21 protein-coding genes are annotated in these 21311 nt (G+C 58.3%); 1 reads left to right on the plus strand and 20 read right to left on the minus strand.

Annotated features, from left to right (window positions below; all coding sequences use genetic code 11):
- Positions 1-4: 4 nt before the first annotated feature.
- From HMPREF9623_RS03630 to mtaB, 19 genes are all read right to left on the minus strand, one after another.
- Positions 5-865, minus strand: a complete 861-nt coding sequence (locus HMPREF9623_RS03630; RefSeq protein ID WP_009532540.1) for an NADAR family protein — start codon at positions 863-865, stop codon at positions 5-7.
- A 34-nt stretch (positions 866-899) separates the two neighbouring features.
- Positions 900-1040: a DUF4253 domain-containing protein gene (locus HMPREF9623_RS11125; protein WP_083826757.1), complete on the minus strand. Its 141-nt coding sequence runs from the start codon at positions 1038-1040 to the stop codon at positions 900-902.
- 83 nt (positions 1041-1123) lie between these two features.
- Positions 1124-1534, minus strand: coding sequence for a hypothetical protein (locus HMPREF9623_RS03635; RefSeq protein WP_009532541.1), 411 nt, complete (start codon positions 1532-1534; stop codon positions 1124-1126).
- A complete protein-coding gene (locus HMPREF9623_RS03640) occupies positions 1531-2136 on the minus strand; it encodes a hypothetical protein (RefSeq protein ID WP_009532542.1) in 606 nt (201 codons plus the stop codon). The genes HMPREF9623_RS03635 and HMPREF9623_RS03640 overlap by 4 nt, the downstream gene beginning before the upstream one ends.
- A 12-nt stretch (positions 2137-2148) precedes the next feature.
- A complete protein-coding gene (locus HMPREF9623_RS03645; protein ID WP_009532543.1) occupies positions 2149-2988 on the minus strand; it encodes a DUF2262 domain-containing protein in 840 nt (279 codons plus the stop codon).
- 112 nt (positions 2989-3100) lie between these two features.
- A complete protein-coding gene (gene ppdK / locus HMPREF9623_RS03650; RefSeq protein WP_009532544.1) occupies positions 3101-5728 on the minus strand; it encodes a pyruvate, phosphate dikinase in 2628 nt (875 codons plus the stop codon).
- Between the two features lie 91 nt (positions 5729-5819).
- The gene (locus HMPREF9623_RS03655; RefSeq protein ID WP_009532545.1) at positions 5820-7208 is read right to left on the minus strand and encodes a glycine--tRNA ligase; all 1389 of its coding nucleotides are present in this window, start codon (positions 7206-7208) and stop codon (positions 5820-5822) included.
- A gap of 35 nt (positions 7209-7243) precedes the next feature.
- Positions 7244-7900 (minus strand): DNA repair protein RecO, encoded by a 657-nt coding sequence (gene recO, locus HMPREF9623_RS03660; RefSeq protein WP_009532546.1) that lies wholly within the window; start codon positions 7898-7900, stop codon positions 7244-7246.
- Positions 7897-8790 (minus strand): GTPase Era, encoded by an 894-nt coding sequence (era, locus tag HMPREF9623_RS03665; RefSeq protein ID WP_009532547.1) that lies wholly within the window; start codon positions 8788-8790, stop codon positions 7897-7899. The genes recO and era overlap by 4 nt, the downstream gene beginning before the upstream one ends.
- On the minus strand, positions 8787-11756 hold the full coding sequence (locus HMPREF9623_RS03670; RefSeq protein WP_009532548.1) for an insulinase family protein: 2970 nt from the start codon (positions 11754-11756) through the stop codon (positions 8787-8789). The genes era and HMPREF9623_RS03670 overlap by 4 nt, the downstream gene beginning before the upstream one ends.
- 35 nt (positions 11757-11791) lie before the next feature.
- Positions 11792-12607 carry a YdcF family protein gene (locus HMPREF9623_RS03675; protein WP_009532549.1) on the minus strand — a complete coding sequence of 272 codons (816 nt, stop codon included), beginning with the start codon at positions 12605-12607 and terminating at the stop codon, positions 11792-11794.
- Positions 12604-13848 carry a peptidase U32 family protein gene (locus HMPREF9623_RS03680; protein ID WP_009532550.1) on the minus strand — a complete coding sequence of 415 codons (1245 nt, stop codon included), beginning with the start codon at positions 13846-13848 and terminating at the stop codon, positions 12604-12606. Before HMPREF9623_RS03680 ends, HMPREF9623_RS03675 begins: the two co-directional genes overlap by 4 nt.
- A 12-nt stretch (positions 13849-13860) precedes the next feature.
- The gene (locus tag HMPREF9623_RS03685) at positions 13861-14499 is read right to left on the minus strand and encodes an O-methyltransferase (RefSeq protein WP_009532551.1); all 639 of its coding nucleotides are present in this window, start codon (positions 14497-14499) and stop codon (positions 13861-13863) included.
- Positions 14496-14843 carry an endolytic transglycosylase MltG gene (locus tag HMPREF9623_RS03690; protein WP_009532552.1) on the minus strand — a complete coding sequence of 116 codons (348 nt, stop codon included), beginning with the start codon at positions 14841-14843 and terminating at the stop codon, positions 14496-14498. Before HMPREF9623_RS03690 ends, HMPREF9623_RS03685 begins: the two co-directional genes overlap by 4 nt.
- An 82-nt stretch (positions 14844-14925) precedes the next feature.
- The gene (locus tag HMPREF9623_RS03695) at positions 14926-16992 is read right to left on the minus strand and encodes a ribonuclease J (RefSeq protein ID WP_009532553.1); all 2067 of its coding nucleotides are present in this window, start codon (positions 16990-16992) and stop codon (positions 14926-14928) included.
- Positions 16993-17130: 138 nt separating this feature from the next.
- Positions 17131-17445 carry a DUF1292 domain-containing protein gene (locus tag HMPREF9623_RS03700; protein WP_009532554.1) on the minus strand — a complete coding sequence of 105 codons (315 nt, stop codon included), beginning with the start codon at positions 17443-17445 and terminating at the stop codon, positions 17131-17133.
- Positions 17446-17470: 25 nt separating this feature from the next.
- Positions 17471-17899 (minus strand): Holliday junction resolvase RuvX, encoded by a 429-nt coding sequence (gene ruvX, locus HMPREF9623_RS03705; protein ID WP_009532555.1) that lies wholly within the window; start codon positions 17897-17899, stop codon positions 17471-17473.
- A 136-nt stretch (positions 17900-18035) separates the two neighbouring features.
- On the minus strand, positions 18036-18305 hold the full coding sequence (locus HMPREF9623_RS03710; RefSeq protein WP_009532556.1) for an IreB family regulatory phosphoprotein: 270 nt from the start codon (positions 18303-18305) through the stop codon (positions 18036-18038).
- A gap of 67 nt (positions 18306-18372) precedes the next feature.
- Positions 18373-19737, minus strand: coding sequence for a tRNA (N(6)-L-threonylcarbamoyladenosine(37)-C(2))-methylthiotransferase MtaB (gene mtaB / locus HMPREF9623_RS03715; protein ID WP_009532557.1), 1365 nt, complete (start codon positions 19735-19737; stop codon positions 18373-18375).
- Between the two features lie 89 nt (positions 19738-19826).
- Between mtaB and HMPREF9623_RS03720 the strand changes: the two genes are divergently transcribed.
- Positions 19827-20060 carry an HPr family phosphocarrier protein gene (locus HMPREF9623_RS03720; protein ID WP_009532558.1) on the plus strand — a complete coding sequence of 78 codons (234 nt, stop codon included), beginning with the start codon at positions 19827-19829 and terminating at the stop codon, positions 20058-20060.
- A 55-nt stretch (positions 20061-20115) separates the two neighbouring features.
- Here the strand turns inward: HMPREF9623_RS03720 and thiI are convergent, their stop codons facing one another.
- Positions 20116-21303, minus strand: a complete 1188-nt coding sequence (gene thiI / locus HMPREF9623_RS03725; RefSeq protein ID WP_009532559.1) for a tRNA uracil 4-sulfurtransferase ThiI — start codon at positions 21301-21303, stop codon at positions 20116-20118.
- Between the last annotated feature and the right edge of the window lie 8 nt (positions 21304-21311).

Below are 21311 nucleotides of genomic sequence, written 5' to 3' on the forward strand. Positions count from 1 at the left end.
TTTCTCAGACCAGTTTGAAATCACAGAGCGCTTCGTGCGCCGTGACTCGTCTTAACTCCTCTCTGACTTCTGTCAACGCAAAGCCGAGCAGGTTTTCCCCCTTCCACTTGAGCGGATTTTCCGCTGCCTCTTCATGCTCCGTAAGCCCTATACCCCAGACACGGTCGTAGGGACTGGCCTCAACCAATATTTTATCTCCGGTCGAGAGCAGAAAGTCGCGTAGTTCCCGGTTCTGACTGAATTTGAGCCAGCTCCCGTTTAATACGATGGCATAGCGAAAGCGCTGCCAGACCGCCTCCTCAAAGCCTCTCACCTCTCGGCCGAGCGCCTTGATGCGCTTCGGGTCTCTTACGGACAGAATCTCTGCTCTGTGTTCCGCATCACAAAAAAGCGCGGCTTTCTCAGCCATCATATATTGTTCCGCGGAGCTAAAGCGCTCGCCCGCGCCGTAAAACTCTGCTTTCCACCACTGGCTGAACGCGCTCTTCGTCACGCTTCCGTCCTTTGCGGGCTGATGTCCCCAAAAGAAGCAGTACTTTTGCTTTTTTCCGGCGAGCTTCTGTTTTCCGAGCAGCGCCCGCGTATACTTAGGCGCGCCGTCCGGGTTTCGAATCGCGATACAAAAGTCCCCCCGCTCCAGATACACGGCCCTGTCCTCATCGTCCCACCAGCCGGCCCAGGTAAAGGGCTCCGGGAAGCGCGCGGTATATATCTCCCGCTCCTTTTCGCCGAGCGCCTCAAACCATGCCGCAAAGCGGTCCAGGTAATCTTCGCCGCTACCCATGCGCCAGCCGAGACTGTAGCGCTCATATTCGGGATAGGCGAGCCACGGCGGCGGCATATAGCTTTGTGTCGCTAAGTTCATCTGCGTCTTCTCCTTCTTACTTAAGCCGACGGTTTCAATCCCACCAGAAATACCAGATTTTCGAGCGACTGAGGCTGTCCGCCAGCGCGCCGAGCGGGTAATCCCCGCCCTGATAGACATCCGGGCAGAAACCGTAGTGTTCGAGCGCAAGCTCTAACGCGCTGTTCTCCGGCACCGGTGCTCATTTCCGTTTCCTGCCTTTTCTTTCAGCAAAACTTTGTCCGATGAAAGCGACTTTCTGCCGCTCCCGGCTCGGCCTCAGCAGACTTCGCAAATCGGCTCCGGTACAGGCCGAAACGCTTCATCAAAGGCCACAAAGAGATAGAGCCGTCCCGCAGGTGTATCTCCGGCATCGTAGCCGAGCGAAAAGGCGCCGTAACTCTCGCCTTGATCCAGCGCGAGCTCCGTCAGCGGAAGCGCCGCAATCCGCTCCCCCGGGAAAGCGTTTTGCAGGACAGCACGCGCCTTAAGGTCCAACTCCGGAAGTTCCTCCTTGAGCCGTTTCCAAAAGAGCGCATCGCGCGAGGGCGGCTCTTCCCCGCTGCCGCCGTCCCGACTGAGATTGAGCATCTGCCCGGCATGAGCGGTCTTACAGCAGAGTCTCGTCCCGCAATTAAAGGCTTCTCCGTTCCAGAGCACGCATACCTCATTCCAGCGTAGCTTTCTCACAGTGCCTCCAAGACCTTCGAGAGCTTTGCTTCCAAAGCAGGTGTTCTCGCAGCCTCGATCTCCTCTCGCTCTGCGAGTACGGCCTGCCAGGTGTAGTAGTAAAAGCTGTAGAAGAGCGCATCGGGGAAGACATCCTCTTCTTCGTAGCGAAGCTCATCCGCCTCTTCATCGTACTCTTCCGACCAGAGATACTCTTCCAGGAGGAGGTCCGCAAAGCGCGGCAGCGGCGCCGCGTGCTCCATGGTATCGCCGAGATGATAGCAGCCAAGCAGGCAGTCAAAGAGCTCTGTCAGCTGTTCGGCCAGATAGGCCGCCACGGGGTTTTCGGCGCTCTCGCGGAGTGCCTTTTCAAAAATACGCGCGAGAAACACGCTCGCAAAGGGCGTCGCATGCCAGAGGGTGTCCTGGTGCTCCACATTGTAGCCGAGTTCCTCAAATGCCTTCCGGACGCCCGCCGCATCCCGCATTTCTTCCAGAACGGCAAAGTACGCCGGAAAGGCGGTCGCTCTGCCGTAAACCGTCGTGAGCCTGTGCCAGGGCACATCGCTCACGCGGAGCGCCTTGATATAGCTTCTGTTCTCCTCTGTGATACGCTCTGTCATGATGCCCTCCGCTCAGCCCGCAATGTTCGCGTACTTGAGTCCCTCGCTCTCGGTTCCCGATATTTCGATTACGTGCCCAAAGAAGAGATCGTCGTCGTCATAGTAGGCGACCAGATTGCCGTCCCAGCTTACCACCAGACTCTCCGGCTGTATGCGCCGCATGAAGTCCTCTTCCGTGAGTTCCGGGGCATTCTCGTTCTCCTCCTCGCTCGACTGCCAGTCGTTTGCGAGCTCTGTGAGTTCCTTTGCCGCAAAGCGGCGCAGTTCGCCGTCCCAACGCGCAGCATCCGTGGCCAGTTTTCGCGCAAAGGCCCGCGCCTTGTCCCAGGTCTCCGTATCGTCCGTATCGATTTCGAGCGAGAGGCTCATGCGCCCGTCGCCCCAGGGGATTTCGCCCTCCAGCCAGTCGAGCTCCCGATTCAGCGTGAGTTTGCCGAGCACTTCGTCGCTCAGTTCAACCGGCTTTTGATATTCCTCCCAATAGGCCTCGAGTTCCGGACAGGAAACCGCGGGCTCCAGGACCTCAACCAGCAGCCAGGCATTGAATTTTTCCGGCGTCGTGTACTCCGGCACCGCGCTCGGCTTCATGCGGCGCAGCTTGAGACGGCAAATCTGTCCTCTTGCAAGGCGCCCCCAGCCGTATTCTCCCTTCGTCTCCTCCTCGCTGAGCGGCCACTCCACTCTGCCTTCTCGAATCACACAACTCCCGTCCGGAAAAACCATGCCGAGCGAAATCGCCGTCATGTCCCAGTAATTTCCCTCTTTATAGTAACCCGCGCCGAGGCATCTCTGAATGAGCACCAGAACTTCCTGCTCCTCGCTCTCATACTTTTGATAATAATTCTCGTACATCTTGGCCCCCTTTCCCCGCAACACAAAAGTCCCCGCCGCCCCGTGAGGGTACGGCGGGGACTCTTTCTGTCCGGGCTTATATGTTATCTGTTAAACGGTGTGAAACGCTGTCTCAGCCTCTCTTGATTGCCGCCTGTGCAGCCGCAAGTCTTGCGACCGGCACGCGGAACGGCGAGCAGGAGACATAGTCAAGGCCGATCTCATCGCAGAACTCAACGGAGGACGGATCGCCGCCGTGCTCACCGCAGATACCGATGTGGAGATCCTTGTTCGCCGGGCGACCGAGCTCGATTGCCATCTTCATGAGCTTGCCAACACCGACCTGGTCGAGCTTCGCGAACGGATCGTTCTCGAAGATCTTCGTGTCGTAGTAAGCGTTCAGGAACTTGCCGGCGTCATCGCGCGAGAAGCCGAAGGTCATCTGCGTGAGGTCGTTCGTGCCGAAGCAGAAGAAGTCCGCATCCTTTGCGATTGCGTCTGCCGTGACGCAAGCTCTCGGAATCTCGATCATCGTGCCGACCTCGTACTTGAGATCGGAACCCGCTGCCTTGATTTCCGCATCCGCAGTCTCGACAACCGTCTTCTTGACGAACTTGAGCTCCTTGTCCTCGGAGACAAGCGGAATCATGATCTCCGGAACCAGCTTCCAATCCGGGTGATTCTTCTTCACTGCGATTGCGGCGCGAATCACAGCCTTGGTCTGCATTGCCGCGATCTCCGGATAGGTGACCGCAAGACGGCAGCCTCTGTGACCCATCATCGGGTTAAACTCGTGCAAGGAAGCAATGATGTCCTTGATCTCCTGGACGGTCTTGTGCTTTGCGTCTGCGAGCTTCTTAATCTCAGCCTCTTCGGTCGGGACAAACTCGTGCAGCGGCGGATCCAGGAAACGAATCGTGACCGGGTTGCCTTCCATTGCCTCGTAGAGTGCCTCGAAGTCCTTCTGCTGATACGGCAGAATCTTTGCGAGTGCCTCTTCTCTCTCCTCGAGCGTATCGGAGCAGATCATCTCGCGGAATGCCGCAATGCGCTCCGGATCGAAGAACATGTGCTCGGTGCGGCAAAGGCCGATGCCCTCTGCGCCGAGCTCTCTCGCCTTCTTTGCGTCGGTCGGCGTATCCGCATTGGTTCTGACCTTCAGTCTTCTGTACTTGTCAGCCCAAGCCATGATGCGGCCGAACTCGCCGACAATCGCAGCGTCCACGGTCGGGATGATGCCCGCGTAGACATTACCGGTCGTGCCGTCGATCGAAATCGGGTCGCCCTCGTGGAAGGTCTGACCGCCGAGCGAGAACTTCTTCGCTGCCTCGTCGATCACGATGTCGCCGAGACCGGAGACGCAGCACTTGCCCATGCCGCGCGCAACGACTGCCGCGTGGGAGGTCATACCGCCGCGAACCGTGAGGATACCCTGGGAGCTCTTCATGCCGGTGATGTCCTCCGGAGAAGTCTCAAGGCGGACCAGGACGACCTTCTCGCCTCTCTCTGCCCAAGCCTCGGCATCCTCTGCCGTGAAGACAACCTTACCGCAAGCCGCGCCCGGCGATGCGCCGAGGCCCTTGCCAAGCGGGGTTGCCGCCTTCAGTGCCTTCTGGTCAAACTGCGGGTGAAGCAGGGTGTCGAGGTTTCTCGGATCGATCATTGCGACCGCTTCCTTCTCGCTTCTCATGCCCTCATCGACAAGATCGCAGGCAATCTTCAGCGCTGCCTTTGCGGTTCTCTTGCCGTTTCTGGTCTGCAGCATGTAGAGCTTGCCGTGCTCAACGGTGAACTCCATATCCTGCATGTCTCTGTAATGCTCCTCGAGGGTCTTGCAGACATCGACGAACTGCTTGAACGCCTCCGGGAACTTCTGCTCCATCTCGTTGATGTGCATCGGGGTGCGGACACCTGCGACGACGTCCTCGCCCTGTGCGTTGGTCAGGAACTCACCGAAGAGGCCCTTCTCGCCGGTCGCCGGGTCTCTCGTGAACGCAACGCCGGTGCCGCAGTCATCGCCCATGTTACCGAATGCCATCGACTGCACGTTGACAGCCGTGCCCCAGGAGTAGGGGATATCGTTGTCGCGGCGGTACACGTTTGCACGCGGGTTGTCCCAGGAGCGGAACACAGCCTTGATGGCGCCCATCAGCTGCTCCTTCGGGTCGGACGGGAAGTCCTGGCCGAGCTTCTCCTTGTACTCTGCCTTGAACTGGTTTGCGAGCTCGTGAAGGTCCTCGGCGGTCAGATCGACGTCCTGCTTCACACCGCGCTCTTCCTTCATCTTGTCGATGAGCTCCTCAAAGTACTTCTTGCCGACTTCCATGACGACGTCGGAGTACATCTGGATAAATCTTCTGTAGCAGTCCCAAGCCCAGCGCGGGTTGTTGGACTTCTCTGCGAGCACCTTGACGACGTCCTCATTGAGGCCGAGGTTCAGGATGGTGTCCATCATGCCCGGCATCGAAGCTCTTGCACCGGAGCGGACCGAGACGAGAAGCGGGTTCTCCTTGTCACCGAACTTCTTGCCGGTAATCTTCTCCATCTCCGCAATATAGTCATTGATCTGCGACTGAATCTCCGCGTTGATCTCGCGGCCGTCCTCATAGTACTGTGTGCAAGCCTCGGTCGTAATCGTGAAGCCCTGCGGCACCGGAAGACCGATCTTGGTCATCTCGGCCAGGTTTGCGCCCTTGCCGCCGAGGAGCTCACGCATATCCGCATTGCCCTCGCTGAACAGATAAACCCATTTCTTTGCCATCTCTACCTCCTGTGAACACGAATCTAAGATTTTGTTCTACAACGTTAGCATCATACCACAAAAGTTTGTTTTTTAACAGATACACGCTTCCTCAAAACGTAAACTTGTCCAGAAAATAGTTTCTGAGCTCGGAAATTTTGATGCGTTCCTGTTCCATGCTGTCGCGGTCGCGGATCGTGACGCTCTGATCCTCCGCGGACTCAAAGTCGTAGGTCACGCAGAACGGCGTGCCGATCTCGTCCTCGCGGCGATAGCGCTTGCCGATTGCACCGCGGTCGTCGTAGTCACAGTTCCAGTACTTCGAGAGCTCCGCATAGATCTTCTCCGCGCCCTCGCCGAGTTTCTTCGAGAGCGGCAGCACCGCGATTTTTACCGGTGCGAGCGCCGGGTGGAAGTGAAGCACCGTGCGCACATCGCCGCCCGGGAGTTCCTCCTCGTCGTAGGCGTTGCAGAGGAAGGCAAGGGTCACGCGGTCCGCACCGAGCGAGGGCTCAATGACATAGGGGATGTACTTCTCCTTGCTCTCCTCGTCGAAGTAGCTTAAATCCTCGCCCGAAACTTCCTGGTGACGCGAGAGGTCGTAGTTCGTTCTGTCCGCAATGCCCCAGAGCTCGCCCCAGCCGAAGGGGAAGCGGAACTCGAGATCGGTCGTCGCCTTAGAATAGAAGGAAAGCTCCTCTTTCTCGTGGTCGCGCGCGCGGAGCATATCCTCGCGCATGCCGAGCTTTTTCAGCCACTGAATGCACTGCTCCTTCCAGTACGCGAACCACTCGAGGTCCGTGTCCGGCTTGCAGAAGAACTCGAGCTCCATCTGCTCAAACTCGCGGGTGCGGAAGGTGAAGTTGCCCGGTGTGATCTCGTTCCGGAAGGACTTGCCGATCTGTCCGATGCCGAACGGAATTTTCTTCCGGGAGGTGCGCTGCACATTCTTGAAGTTCACAAAGATGCCCTGTGCCGTCTCCGGGCGCAGGTAGACCGTGTTCTTCGCGTCCTCGGTCACACCCTGGAAGGTCTTGAACATGAGGTTGAACTCGCGGATGTCCGTGAAGTCGTGCTTGCCGCAGCTCGGGCACGCAATCTCGTGCTCCTTGATATAGGTCTGCATCTTCTCGTGACTCCAGCCGTCCACACCGGACTCGAGCTCTACGCCGTGCTCCGCCGCGTAGTCCTCAATCAGCTTATCCGCGCGGAAGCGCTCGTGACAGCTCTTGCAGTCCATGAGCGGATCCGAGAAGCTGCCGATGTGACCGGAGGCGACCCAGGTCTGCGTGTTCATGAGAATCGCGCAGTCTACGCCGACGTTATACGGCGACTCCTGGATGAACTTCTGCCACCACGCTCTCTTCACGTTGTTCTTGAGTTCAACGCCGAGATTGCCGTAATCCCAGGTGTTCGCAAGACCGCCGTAAATTTCCGAGCCGGGATAGACAAACCCTCTCGCCTTCGCAAGTGACACGATTTTTTCCATTGTATAATCCATCTTTTTCCCCTCTCTGTTGCCAAACGTCCTCTATTTTACTGCACCCGTCGCATTTCTTCCAGCACGGAAAGCGCGCGGAAGTGATGCGGCGCAACCTGAGAACGCAGTGCGTCCACATTCGCCGCAAATTCCCGCAGCGCAGTCTCGCCGACGGTAAAGGTAAAGAGCTTTTCCACCGGCGTTCGCACCACATAGTCCCAGGTGTAAGCGCAGTTCTCATGGGTTTTGAGCGGCGGCACTACGACATAGCTCCCGTCCAGTACCAGAAGTTTTAACTCCAGAATGCGCCGCACGAGTTCCCGCGGGAGCTCCGGCTTTTCCAGGGCGAGCAGCGCAAAGTAGAGAAGCTTTAAGCCCTCTTCCTCCCGCTGAAACTCCCGGTAAAAGTAGTCGGCGAGTTCCAGAAAATAGCTCGCATAGCAGAGCGCCAGGGCATCCGCCTCCAGCGTTCCGAAGAAGCGAAGCCCCTCCGCCGCCGTAATGATATCGGCATCTCTGCCCGGGCGCAGCGTAAACTTGCCGTAGACTAAGGGACGCGCAATGCCCATCAGCGGGCTGCCCTGGCGGGCGGCGCCGCGTGCGAAGCAGGAGAGCTTCCCCTTTTCCCGCGTGAGTATCGTGACGCGCCGGTCCCGCTCACCGATCGGCATGGTCTTTAAAACCAGACCGGTGACTTCCTCGCCCTCTCTCATACTTTCTTGATGTCATAGCCGAAGGAGCGGAGTTGGGTATCATTGTCCCGCCAGTCGCGCCGCACCTTGACCCAGAGCTTTAAGTTCACCTTGCTCTCCGTCATTTCTTCGATGGCCTTCCTGGCGCCGATACCGATGCGCTTTAACATCTGACCGCCCTTGCCGATCACCATGCCCTTATGGGACTCCCGCTCGCAGATGATATTGGCATCGATATCGAAGCCGCCGTCCTCTCTCTCCTTCATGCGCTCGACCGTGACGGCGACGCCGTGCGGCACCTCGTCGCGGAGTAAGCGCAGGGTCTGCTCCCGGATCAGCTCGCCCGCGAGTTCCCGCATCGGCTCCTCGGTCACGGTGTCCTCGCTGTAGAAGAACGGCCCCTCCGGCAGATAGCGGTACAGGGTGTCGAGCAGAAGTTCGACATTCTCGCTCTTTAGCGCGGCGACCGCGACCAGATCCTTCGGGCGGCAAAAGTCCTCATAGGCCTTGACCTGCGCGGCGAGCCGCGCCTTGTCGGTGATCTTGTCGATTTTATTGACCGCGAGAATCAGCGGCTGACGGCACTTCCGAAGCCGCTCGGCGAGCTCCCGCTCCGCGGCCCCGATGTGCTCGCTCACATCGACAATCCAGAGAATCACGTCCGCCTCTTCGATGGTCTTCTCGGCGACGCCGACCATGAAACGTCCGAGTTTATTCTTGGCGCGGGTAAGCCCCGGCGTGTCCTCAAACACAATCTGGCCGCGCTCGTCCGTGTAGACGGTGCGAATCTGATTCCGCGTGGTCTGCGCCTTCTCCGAGGTAATCGCGATTTTCTGCCCGATCAGGTGATTCATGAGAGTCGACTTTCCGACATTCGGGCGCCCGATCAGCGCGACAAATCCTGCTTTCATGCCTCTGTCTCCTCGCTCTCCTTGGCAAAGAGCTGCGGAATCTCGGTAAAGAAGTCTTCCGCCCGCTCGATTGCGCTCTCGTTTCCGATCACGCACTTTGCCTCGTAGCGAAGCGCCTCCCGCACCAGCGGCGCAAGCGCGCGGATGTCCGCCGGCGTTGCCGTGAGTACCTCTCTCCGCTCGGCCGAGAGCATCTCGTCCGTGACCTTCGAGTAGTAGGCCGCGAGCGCGAGCTGACCGCTCATCTGTGCACTCCGCGGCGTATCCATTTCACCGATGGCGCCGATGATGGCCTTGGTCATCTCTCTCTCATCCGCCTCGTAGTGCTCGAGATAGGCAGGGGTTCCCTCGTAGACCTTGTCGGTCGCCTCGAGCTTCGGGTCGCGGTAGGAGCTGAAGACCACATTGCCGCCGCGCCCGAAGCGGACACTGCAGCCGTAGGCGCCGCCCTTCGAGCGAATCTCGTTCCAGAGATAGCCGTAGCTCAGCATGGTCTGGGCAATGCGGAGCGCGCCCGTGTAGCGGAAGCCGCCCGTGCGGAAATTGCCGACCCGCGCCACATAGTTCACACGGGACGCCGAGCGGAAGCCCTCGCGCCGGATATCTTCCACGAGACGGAAACGGACTTCGCCCTTGCCGCCCGCCGGATAACGCTCTCCGAGCGTTCTAAGCAGCGGCAGCAGTGCTTCCTTATCTGCCTCCTCCGCGGTCAGATGCACGAGCAGGCGGCCGCGCACGACAGTCTCCCGGAGGAGTTTCGGTGCGCGCTCACAGAAAGCGCGGCGCGCGGACTCTGCCGAGAGACTCTCTAAGAAGCGGTAGTAGGCGATGCCCCGCGTCACATCCCGGAAGAGACCGTTTTCGTTAAAATAGGAGGCCGCGCGGTTTGCCGCGGCGATATCCCCCGCGGAGAGGAGCGTGTCCTTTAAGCCAGCGCGAATTTCACCGATCAGATTGCGGATTCTCGCCTCATCCGTAAACAGTGTCTGCAAAAGCTGCTCGTTCACGAGATTCAGCGCCTGTTCCACCTTTTCCGTCAGGAACTTGACCGAGGCCGAGAAAATTCTCCGGTCGCCCCGGAAGTCCGCGAGATCCGGGTAGTTGTCAATGCCGAACTGAATGCCGCCGGTGTGAAGATTGACGAGAGTCGAGAGTTCGGTGTAACTGTGCGCCTCCGTGCTCAGATAGCCGAGCAGATCCTTGATTAACGCGAGCGCCGAGAGATCTTCGACCGGCAAATCGCTCACGTCAAAGTCGAGGCGGAGATAGTCGATGCCCGTCGTGTTCCGCGCCGCGTAGTGGAAGGGTGTCTCGCCGAGCGTCCCCGTCTCGTAGCAAAGCGGTGTGTTTTCCGCGGCGAGATCTTCGCGGGAGAGCATCGGAATCGTGCGGAGTGCCGCCTCGCTGTCCGGCGCGTCCTGGTAAGCCTTCATCTCCTTGCCGAAGTGAATCAGCGCTTCTCTCTCTTCCGCTGTCATGGCCGCCTTGACGGCCGACAGCTTCTCGGCATCCTCTGCCTCGTGCTTTGCCGTGAGACCGCGCACCGGGTAGAGCTCCGCGACCGCGTACTCCTCGTTATCTAAGAGTTTCTCCCGGATCAGCTCTTCAAAGTAGTTATCTCCCACCTTGCTGCGAAGCGCGTCAAAGAGCCCCGCAAACTTTAAGTGCAGGCAGGGATCGCCGTCGTAAATCCAGCTCTCAAAGCTCTGCAGGCCGTAAATCAGGCCCTTCGGATAGGAGCCGAAATTCGCCTCGCGCGCGCGGAACTCCGCCATATTGATTGCCGCGAGCAGCATCTCGTGATCAAGGCCGTCTTCCGCAAGCTCTGTGAGCAGTTCCCGGACGCGGCGCACGAAAGCGTCCTTCTGCTCGCGTCTCAAGTGCTTCGCCGTAATCCGGAAATAGGGTTCGCGGATGCCGTTTGCGTAGCCGCCGTAGACATCGTCCCCGAAGCCCTCCTCAATCAATCTGTCGTGCAGGATTGCGCCCGGCGCTTTTAAGAGCACATAGTCGAGCGCCTGAAACGCATTGTAGGGCACAGGCTCGAGCTGCCCGCCGACGCGGATGTTCAGCGAGACATAGGCCGCATTCTCTTCGCTCTCGGCGTCGCCGATCGAATACGGGCGCGACACCGAGACCGGCGCGGCGAGCGGCTTCGGCGCCGGAATGGCCGAATCGATTGCGAGGCGCTCGTACTTCGAGAGATAGTTTTCATCTAAGTAGCACAGTCTCTCCGCCATGTCGAGATCGCCGTAGAGGTAGATGAAGGCATTGCTCGGATGGTAGTAACGGCGATGGAAATCGAGGTAGGCCTCGTAGGTCAGATCCGGAATGAAATCGGGGTCGCCGCCGGATTCCTCGGCATAGGGGTGTCCCGGGAACAGCGCTTCATCGACTGCGCGCGCCATCACCTCATCCGGGTCCGAATACACGCCTTTCATCTCATTGTAGACGACGCCGTTCCGGCTGAGTTTTCCGTCCTCGCTCTCCAGTTCGTATCTCCAGCCCTCCTGCCGGAAAATCTTCTCCTCTTTGTAGAACAGCGGGTGGAAGACCGCGTCGAGATAGACATCCATGAGGTTCTCAAAGTCCTTCGGGTTGCAGCTCGCGACCGGGTAGAGCGTCCGGTCCGGATAGGTCATCGCATTCAGGAAGGTGTTGAGCGAGCCCTTCACAAGTTCCATAAAGGGATCCTTGGCCCAGTACTTCTCCGAGCCGCAGAGCACGGTGTGCTCGATAATATGCGCGACGCCGGTCGAATCCTGCGGCGGCGTCCGGAAGCCGATTGTAAAGACCTTGTTCGGATCGTCCGCGAGCAGGAGAAACACACGCGCGCCGGTCTTCTTGTGCGAGAGCACCACGCCGTCCGCGTGCAGTTCCTTCATGTCGGTGATTTGCCGGATTTCATAGGCATCCAGCCGCTTCAAGGCTTCCAGCTGTTCTTCCCGGTTCCGTTTTGCTGTCATATAAGCTCCTCTCTATTCTTCTATAGATGTGTCGTTTACAGGCGCCCCAGAAACTTATCCTTTAAGAGCGCGATGCTCTCTCGCGCGAGATAGTGCGCGAAAAGCACAGGGTCGCTCGGCGCGGAAATGCCGAGTGCCTGTATGCCGAATTGCTTTTTTAAGATTGCGGAGGCCCGGTAGAGATGAAATTCCGAGCTGACGATACCAAGCGATACCGGCTCCGGTGAGACCAGCAAAAAGCTCTCGCCGCGTAAGTCAAAAAAGCATGGATTGCTCTCGTTGCGGAGGCGATAGAGCAGTGCATGGCTGTATACAATGTTCTCGTAGGTATTCTTCGACTGCATCTCGAGGAGCAGCCGGTAGCGCGGAATGCCGTGCTGTTCCAGGTAGGCGGCCATCGCCTCGGCCTCGCTCCGCTGCCCCCGTCTGTCGTGACCGCCGCTCAGCACAAAACCGGTGTCCGGCGATTCCTCGGCAAAGCGGAGCGCTGCGTCGAGGCGCTGCCGGAGCGTTTTGGAGAGCGTCCCGTCCGGTTTCAGTCCCGCGCCGAGTACAATCGCATACTCGGGGCTTCCCTTTTCCTTGGGATGCATGCCGGACGCGATGACGATACCGGCCGCCATCAGTACGACCATGCCGAGAAGGCTGATGGTATGCGCGAAAGTCAGAAAAAACAGCGAGACCCGCGCCGGGCTTTTCGCGTGCAGGTAGCGAAGCAGCGCATTCACAAGGCACACGCCCGCAAAGAAGAGCCAGATCCAGCTGCCGGACAGCAACTGCTTTGCATAGACCAGGAGAACCACAAAGTAAACCGCCGAGACACCCGCGGCACTCAGAAAAAAGGCGGTCATTTCGCGGTCTCCGTGCGGAGCAATTCGCCGACTACCGGTACCGCCGAGAAACGGACCGCAAGCGCCTCTTTGGGATGCGGCGCGCTCTCGACCGAAAGTCCCTCGTGATTCCGGATTTCCAGCACAGTCAGCAGCTCGTTGCTGCCGTCAAAGCACATGCGCTCAACCCGGTCGCCGACCGAGAACTTGTTTTTCTGCTCGAAACGCGCAAAGCCCTCGGCATCGACCGCGGCAATTTTTCCGAGATAGGTGTAATTCCGCACATAGGTATTGCTGTCGTAAATCTGCGCCTCCTCGTTCGGTTTTCCGAAGAAAAAGCCCGTCGTGTACTCCCGATAGGTGCACTTGCCGATTTCCTCCCGGTACGATTCGAGATTCGCCGCATATTTCTCCGGGCTCTCGAGGTAGTCGTCGATGGCGCGGCGGTAAGCGCGCGCCGTGACGGCCGCATAGAGCGCGGTCTTCATCCTGCCCTCGATTTTAAAACTGTCAATCCCGCTCTCGATCAGTTCCGGGATGTGGTCTATCATACAGAGGTCCTTCGAGTTAAAGAGGAAGGTCCCTCTCTCGTTCTCAAAGACCGGCATGGACTCGCCCGGGCGTTTCTCCTCGGTCACGCTGTACTGCCAGCGGCAGGGGTGGGTGCACTCGCCGTGGTTTGCGTCCCGCCCCGCCATGAAGCTCGAGAGCAGACAGCGGCCGGAGTACGAAATACACATCGCGCCGTGCACAAAGGTCTCGATCTCCATCTCCGCCGGGATGCGCTCCCGGATTTCGCGTATCTCCGCGAGCGAGAGCTCTCTGGCCGTTACGACGCGGCTCGCGCCGAGCTCCCGCCAGAAGAGAAAGGTCCCGTAGTTCGTGTTGTTCGCCTGGGTGCTCACATGTAACTCGATGCCCGGGCAGAGCCGCTTTGCGAGCATAAAGAGCGCCGGGTCCGAGACGATAATCGCGTCCGGCCTGAGTTCGGCCAGCTCTTGAAAGTACCGCTCTGCCTCGTTTAAGTCATCGTTGTGCGCGAGGATATTCGCGGTCACATACACCCGCTTGCCTCTCTCGTGCGCTAAGCATAGCCCCTCCGCCATCTCTTCCGGGCTGAAATTTTTGGCGTTTGCGCGGAGCCCGAAGGCCTCGCCGCCGATGTAGACCGCGTCCGCCCCGTAGTCAAAGGCTGTCTTCAGAACTTCCAGGCTGCCGGCCGGCAGCAAAAGTTCCGCTTGCTTCCTCTTCTCTCTGCTCAAATGTCTTCTCCTTTACACTTTTACACTGAATGCAAGTCCGTCGCCGATCGGCAGAATGGATGTCCGTATGCCCTCCGTCCGGGAGAGCTGTTCCAAGTAGGCGCGCATCCGGCTGTGAATGGTCCGGTCGCGTCGGTCAATTACAAAGCGGGACTCTGCCGTGTCGCCGCCCTGCAGTACATTGTCGGAGAGCAGCGTGCCGCCGGGAGAAAGTACCCGTAAAAGCTCGGGGAGCCACTTCACATACTGCCCCTTCGCGGCGTCCAGAAACAGGAAGTCATAGGACTCGTCCGGCTGTTCTCGCAGCACCTGAAAGGCATCGCCTTCGATCAGCGTGATACGCCCCACCCCGTATCTCGCCAGATTTTCTTTCGCGCGGGCAATGCGCGGCGCATAGTTCTCCACCGTCGTGATATGCGCGGACGGCGGCAGCTCTTCTGCCATGACCAGTGCAGAATAGCCCACCGCCGTTCCCAGTTCCAGCACCCGAAGCGGCCTAAGCCCCGCGAGCAGCGCGCGGAGAAAGCGCTCGCTGTCCCGCCGTATGATCGGCACCTCGCCCTCCTCCGCTTCCCGCCGGAGTTCTTCCAGATAGCGCCGATTGCCGGGATCCAGATAATCCAGATACTCTCGGATGCGCTCTGTTATCATGATTTTCCGCTCCTCCGCTTCTCGGGCGCGGTCGATAAAAGTTCCAGCATCTCATCGATGGTCTCGGAGGTGTTCAGGCGGTACTCGCCCGCGCGCACCTTTCTCCCGAGAAACAGCGACTGCACCCGGAAAGCCCAGGTGTCCCGGATGAGACCGAGCTCCTTTAACTGCTTCGCCGTCTCCTCGGTACTCTGCCCCTCCGGAATCCGCACATCAATGTCCCGCCCCGGCGCAGCCTCGACGCTCTGCTGGTAGAAGACATCGTGGCCGAAGCGATATGCCGCAAAAACACCCCTGAAAAGTACAAAAAGCAGGCAGGCGGTGATTAACAACCGCACTGCCATGCCCAATGCCTCAGAAGACAGATGATTCAGTTTTTCTGTATTCTGCCGCGCTTTCAACGTCCCGCTCTCCTCTTTTGCAAGTTCAGTTGACGCCGAGGATAATCGGCAGGATCACCGGGGTGCGCTTCATCTTCTTCCAGAAGAAATCGCTGAGCTCATCCCGCACGACATTCTTTAATTTGCTCCAGTCGTTGACGCCTGCGTCGAGGCTGTCGGTCACGGCTGTCACAGCCCGTTCTCTCGCCTCTGCCATCAAATCCTCGGAGTCCTTGACATAGACAAAACCCCGTGACACAATCTCCGGTCCCGCGAGCAGCTGATTCGAGCCGCGCTGCAGACCTATGGTCACTATCATAATACCATTCTGGGCGAGATTCTGTCTATCGCGCAGCACGACGTTTCCGACATCGCCGACGCCGAGGCCGTCCACGAGGATGCCGCCCGCCTGCACATGACCCGTGATCTTGCAGCTGTCAGCGGTCAGCGTCACGACATCGCCGGTCGACATGAAGAGAATATTTTCCTTCGGCACACCGACTGCCTCCGCAATCTCGACCTGTGCCTTTCTGTGGCGGTACTCACCGTGCACCGGCAGCGCAAACTTCGGGCGGAGCAGGGAGTACATGAGTTTAATCTCCTCCGCGCAGGCGTGACCGGAGACATGCGTGTCCTGGAAAATAACATCCGCGCCCTTGATCGAGAGCTCGTTGATGACCTTGTCGACTGCCTTCTCGTTGCCCGGAATCGGGTGAGAGCTCATGATGACCACATCGTTCGGGCTGATTGCGACCTTGCGGTGCATGCCGCTCGCCATGCGGGAGAGCGCTGCCATGCTCTCGCCCTGGGAACCCGTCGTGATGAGGACTGTCTTCTCCGGCGGGTAGTTCTTCAGCTGATCGATTTCAATCAGCGTGCCCTCCGGAATCTTGATATAGCCGAGCTCGTTCGCAATACCGATGACATTGACCATCGACCTGCCCTCGACCACGACCTTTCTGCCGTACTTGTAGGCGGAGTTGATGACCTGCTGCACGCGGTCCACATTCGACGCGAAGGTCGCGACGATGATGCGGTTCTTTTGGTGCTCCGCAAAGATGAGATCAAAGGTGCGGCCGACCGTCTTCTCGGACATCGTAAAGCCCGGGCGGATTGCGTTGGTCGAGTCGCAGAGCATAGCGAGCACACCGCGCTTGCCGAGTTCCGCCATGCGCTGTAAATCCGCCGCCTCGCCGAAGACCGGCGTGTAATCGATCTTAAAGTCGCCCGTGTGGAAGATGACGCCCGCCGGGCTGAAAATCGCGAGGGCCGAGCTGTCAGAAATCGAGTGGTTCGTCTTGATGAACTCGACATTGAAATCGCCGAACGGAACGGTGTCGCCGTGCTTCACGACAAAGAGTTTTGCCGAGTCCAGAAGCCGGTGCTCCTCGAGCTTATGGCGAATCAGCGCGATGGTCAGCTTGGTCGAATAGACCGGCACATTCAGCTCTTTTAAGATATAGGGCAGGGCGCCGATGTGGTCCTCGTGGCCGTGCGTAATCACAAAGCCCTTGACCTTGCTCCGGTTCTCCTTCAGATAGCTGATGTCCGGAATCACACAGTCAATGCCGAGCATATCCTCACTCGGGAAGGCAATGCCGCAGTCCACGACAATAATCGTGTCGTTGCACTCGAAGGCCGTGATATTCATGCCGATCTGCTCGAGACCGCCGAGCGGAATAATCTTGACCTTTGCCTTCGGGTCGAGGTGAATGTTGTGCGCCTTCGGGAGCTTGGCGCGCTTTAAGAGCTCCGCGAGCTGTCCGGCCGGCGCTTTCTTCCGGGGATTGCGGCGCGGGGCGCGCTTTTCTTTCTGCTCTGCCTTTTCCGCTGTCTTACCGGAGGCTGCGCTTCTCTCGCTCTCCGCTCTCTCGCCCTGCGGCTTTCTCCGCGGCTTCTTTGACGCGCGCGGCTTCTCGGTGCCGACAGCCTCCGCCGCGCTCTCATCGCTCTGCGGCTTCTCGCTGCGACGGCGGCGCGGGCGCTTCGGCTTGTCCGCCGAAGTGCTGTCAAAGGCGCCTAAGCCTGCCTCTGCAGCCTCCTGCCGAAGCGCACGGCTCTTTTCGGACAGGCGCTTAAAAAAATGCATGGGATTCTTTTCCTGTTCACTCAAATTCTTACCTCTCTCTTTCTGTTTTCGAATCTATATGTGTCTTTCAAATCGATATGTCTATACGTGTCTCTTCGCTTCTCGATTGATTCTCGTCTGTTTCTTCTCGCCCGCAACGCACACCGGATAAGACCGGGATTTTTATTCGTCGAGGAGATCGATGTCCGCGCCCTCATCTTCCAAGATGGTCTGAAAGATTTCAAGCATATAGCCGGCTTCCTCTTCGTTCTCCACAAACTCGTAGACGGCCTCGGCATCGTCCGCACCGGACACATCCTTTAAAAGATAGCAGGCGCCGTCTTCATCCGCCTCTTCGCTGTCCACCGCGAGAATATAGGAGCAGCCGTTCAATCTGGTCTCCTCCAGAATATATAGAGTCACTTCCTCGCTGTTCTCATCTCTTACCACCAGCGACGCCGCCCGGAATGCCTCGGGCTCTCTCTTCTCTTCTTCCATAATTTCTCCTGACTTTCTCTCCGTTTCAGCGCGCCTCCGGATGCGCATCCATGTAGTCCTGCAAAATAATCGCGGCGGCAAGTCTGTCGAGATACTGTTTTCTCTCCACCCGCGGAATGCCGCGCTCCGCGAGGCGCTCGTCCGCCTCCGCCGTTGTGAGCCACTCGTCCTGCCAGTCCACCGGCAGTCCCGTCCGCTGTTCCAGTTTCTCCTTAAATTGAGCACAAAAAGCGACCCGCTCTCCCTCGGAGCCGTCGAGATGCGAGGGGTGCCCCAGCACAATGCGGGTGATGCCGCGCGCGGCGACTATCGTCTCGATGCGCTGCAGGGTCTTACGGAGCTTCTTCTCCGAGTCCCTCCATATGGTTTCCAGCGGCTGTGCCGCAAGGCCGAGTCCGTCGCTCACGGCGACGCCCACCGTCTTTGCGCCATAGTCCAATCCCATCAATGGCAAGTATTTTCCCTCCTGCACACCAAAAGCGCTGATACGGAATATTCCGTATCAGTGCAGAGGTGCATGATTCATTTTCCGACCGAGCCCATAACGGTCCTTCACGCGGCTTTTATCACAAATGATGCAATCCGAAGTGTCAGTGGCGATCAATCTTATGTCTGATGTAGTAGCTCAGAAGGAGCTCCAAAATATCATCGCGCTCAACCTTCATGATCAAACTGCGCGCATTTTTATGACTCGTGATATAAGTGGGGTCTCCGCTCATCACATAGCCCACAATCTGGTTGACCGGATTGTATCCTTTTTCAGACAGCGCCGTATAGACCAGATCCAACACCTGGTCTACATCCATTTTATTCTCCTGAACTGTCTGAAAAAACTGTGTGTCGTGCAAGTTTTTATTCATGATATGCTTTCCTCTCAATTACAGTCCATTCTATCTGATTTGAAAAGAATCCACAAGGGCAAAAGCTTTACGTTTTGCTTACATTTGTCAGTAGAAGTATTTCGGAATTGAGAAAGTTTTCTGCCGTCCCGCGGTACAGACAGTTCACCGCGCAATCGCCGCCGAGCGCCGAAAGCGGCACTGCCAGTTTCACATATTCGCGGCTGTTGCCGACGAGATACGCTTGCCCGTCAATTGTCACCGTTTCCTCGGAGAGCATCTCCTGCGCGGTGCCGAGGCGGGAGGTGCGAAACTCCCGCTGCCGTCTTAAATTCAGTTCCTGTAAGAGGGCGGCGCGCCGCTTCTTCACAGCGCCCGGCACCTGCTCCGGCATTGCGGCAGCCCTGGTTCCCTCCCGCTTCGAGTACGGGAAAATGTGCGTCTCGTAAAACCGTATCTCCTCGATAAATGAAAAGCTCTCCGAGAACTCCTCTTCGCTCTCCCCGGGAAAACCGACGATCACATCCGTGGTCATCGCGGCGTCCGGAAACGCCGCACGGAGTGCCTCTACACCCGCTCTGAATTCCTCCGCGGTATAGCGGCGCCCCATGCGTCGCAGGGTCGCATTGCTCCCGCTCTGGAGTGACAGGTGAAAGTGCGGGCAGAAATGCCGTAAAGACGCGAGGCCCGCGGCAAAATCCGGCGTCGCGATTTTCGGCTCGAGCGAGCCGATGCGAAGCCGCTCAATGCCCTCGACACCGTCGAGGAGTGTCAGGAGCTCGAGGAGATTTGCCGCACCGTCGCCGAAATCCTCCCGCTCCGCCGCATTCTTAAAATCGCGCCCGTAGGAGGAAAGGTGAATGCCGGTCAGCACGAGTTCCCGCACCCCGCTTGCCGCGAGGCGCTCCGCCTCTCGCCGCACGTCCCCCGGACGGCGGGAGCGTATGTTGCCGCGGAGAAACGGGATGATGCAGTAGGAGCAGTACTGGTTGCAACCGTCCTGCACCTTTAAAAAAGCGCGCGTGTGCCCCTCGCTCCGGTTTGCCGCAAGGTCCTCATACTGGGTTGCCGCGCGCATATCTCCGACCGCAAAGGGCGCCTCGAGCTCCTCTGCGAAATAGGCGTCCAGAATGCGGACCAGATCCTTTTTCTCCTGATTGCCGAGCACCAGATCCACACTGCCGTCCTCTTTGAGGCTCTCCGCCGCTGCCTGCGCGTAACAGCCCGCCGCGACGACAACAGCTCCGGGATTTAAGCTCTTCGCGCGGTGCAACATCTGCCGCGATTTCCGGTCGGCGATATTCGTGACCGAGCAGGTGTTGATGATATAGACATCCGCCGCCTCCTCAAACGAGCGGAGTTCATAGCCCGCCTGCAGGAGAGCCTGCTCCATCGCCTCGGTCTCATAGGCGTTTACCTTACATCCCAGCGTGTGAAATGCCGCTGTTCTCATCTTATTCTCCTTCCTCATCTTGACTTTACACGGTCTTCCCCATAAGATGAAAGCAATACGCTATTACATCACTAAAAGGAGGCTCTGCCATGAAAACCGTCAAGATTTCCCTGGACTCCATCGAGAAAGTGAAGTCCTTCGTCAATACCATTGCGCGCTTTGATGCGGACTTTGATCTGGTGTCCGGCCGCTATGTGATTGATGCCAAGTCAATCATGGGCATTTTCAGCCTGGATCTCTCGAAGCCGATCAGTCTGAACATCCACGGCAACGATTCGATGGACAATATCGTAGAGGCGCTGAAGCCCTATATTGTCGAGTGAGTTCTGTCTGAGAAAGAGAAAGCCGCACAACTTGTGCGGCTTTTTTCATGCCCGTTTACGCCTCGCAGAGCACGATTTCCTCTGTGCGGAGCGCTGTCTCCACCAGTTCCTCGATTCGCTCCGCGAGCTTCTCCTCCGACTTCTTGATGCGCGATAACTCGGGGTTCGTGACCGGGTGCTTCGCGACAAAAATCGTGCAACAGTCCTCAAACGGAAGAATCGAAGTCTCGTAACTTCCCATTTTTTCCGCGCGCTCAATGATCTCCTGCTTGTCAAAGCCGATCAGCGGGCGGAACACCGGTAGCGTGCAGACCTCATTGGTCGAAAGCAGCGACGGCACCGTCTGGCTCGCAACCTGGCCTATGCTCTCGCCGGTGACGAGCGCCATGCCCTTGTTCTTCTTCGCGATGGTCTCCGCAATGCGCATCATATAGCGGCGCATGATAATCGTGAGTTCCTCGCGCGGGCACTTCTCGTAGATATAGAGCTGAATGTCCGTGAAGTTCACGATGTGCAGGCGCACCGGCCCCGCATAGCGCGCCAGAATGCGCGCGAGGTCCACGACCTTCTGCTTGGCGCGCTCCGAGGTATAGGGCGGCGCGTGAAAATATGTCGCCTCAAGCTGTACGCCGCGCTTTGCGATCATATAGCCCGCGACCGGCGAATCGATGCCGCCCGAGAGCAGAAGCATCGCGTGTCCCGCCGTGCCGACCGGCATGCCGCCGGGGCCCGGAATCGAGAGCGCATAGAGCAGTATCCCCTCGTTCCGGATTTCGAGATTCAGTCGAATCTCGGGATTTCTGACATCGACATGCAGATTCGGGCAGGCATCCAGCAGCACCGCGCCGAGCGACGCGCTGATTTCCTCGGAAGTGCCCGGGTAGTTCTTGTCGATGCGGCGCGTAAAGACTTTGAAGCTCTTTGCCTCGCCCGCCGTGATTTCCCGAAGAAAGCGCACCGCTTCGGCCGCAATCGCGTCCTCGCTCCGCTCCGTGAGACGGAGCACCGGGCAAATCGAGACCACGCCGAAGACCCGCTGAAGCGCCGCAATCGTATCCTCGTAATCATAAGCGCCGTCCATATCGACATAAATGCGGCCGTGCTCCTTCACAATGTGAAAGGCACTGCCGAGCGGCTTCAGGGCAAGACCGAGCTGCCGCACCAGAGCGTCCTCGAACTTATAGCGGTTTTTCCCCTTGACACCGATCTCGCCGTATTTGATCAAAAAAGACTTATATTCCATCCTCTGTT

The sequence above is a fragment of the Stomatobaculum longum genome, from assembly GCA_000242235.1.
GTDB classification, from domain to species: Bacteria; Bacillota; Clostridia; order Lachnospirales; family Lachnospiraceae; genus Moryella; species Moryella longum.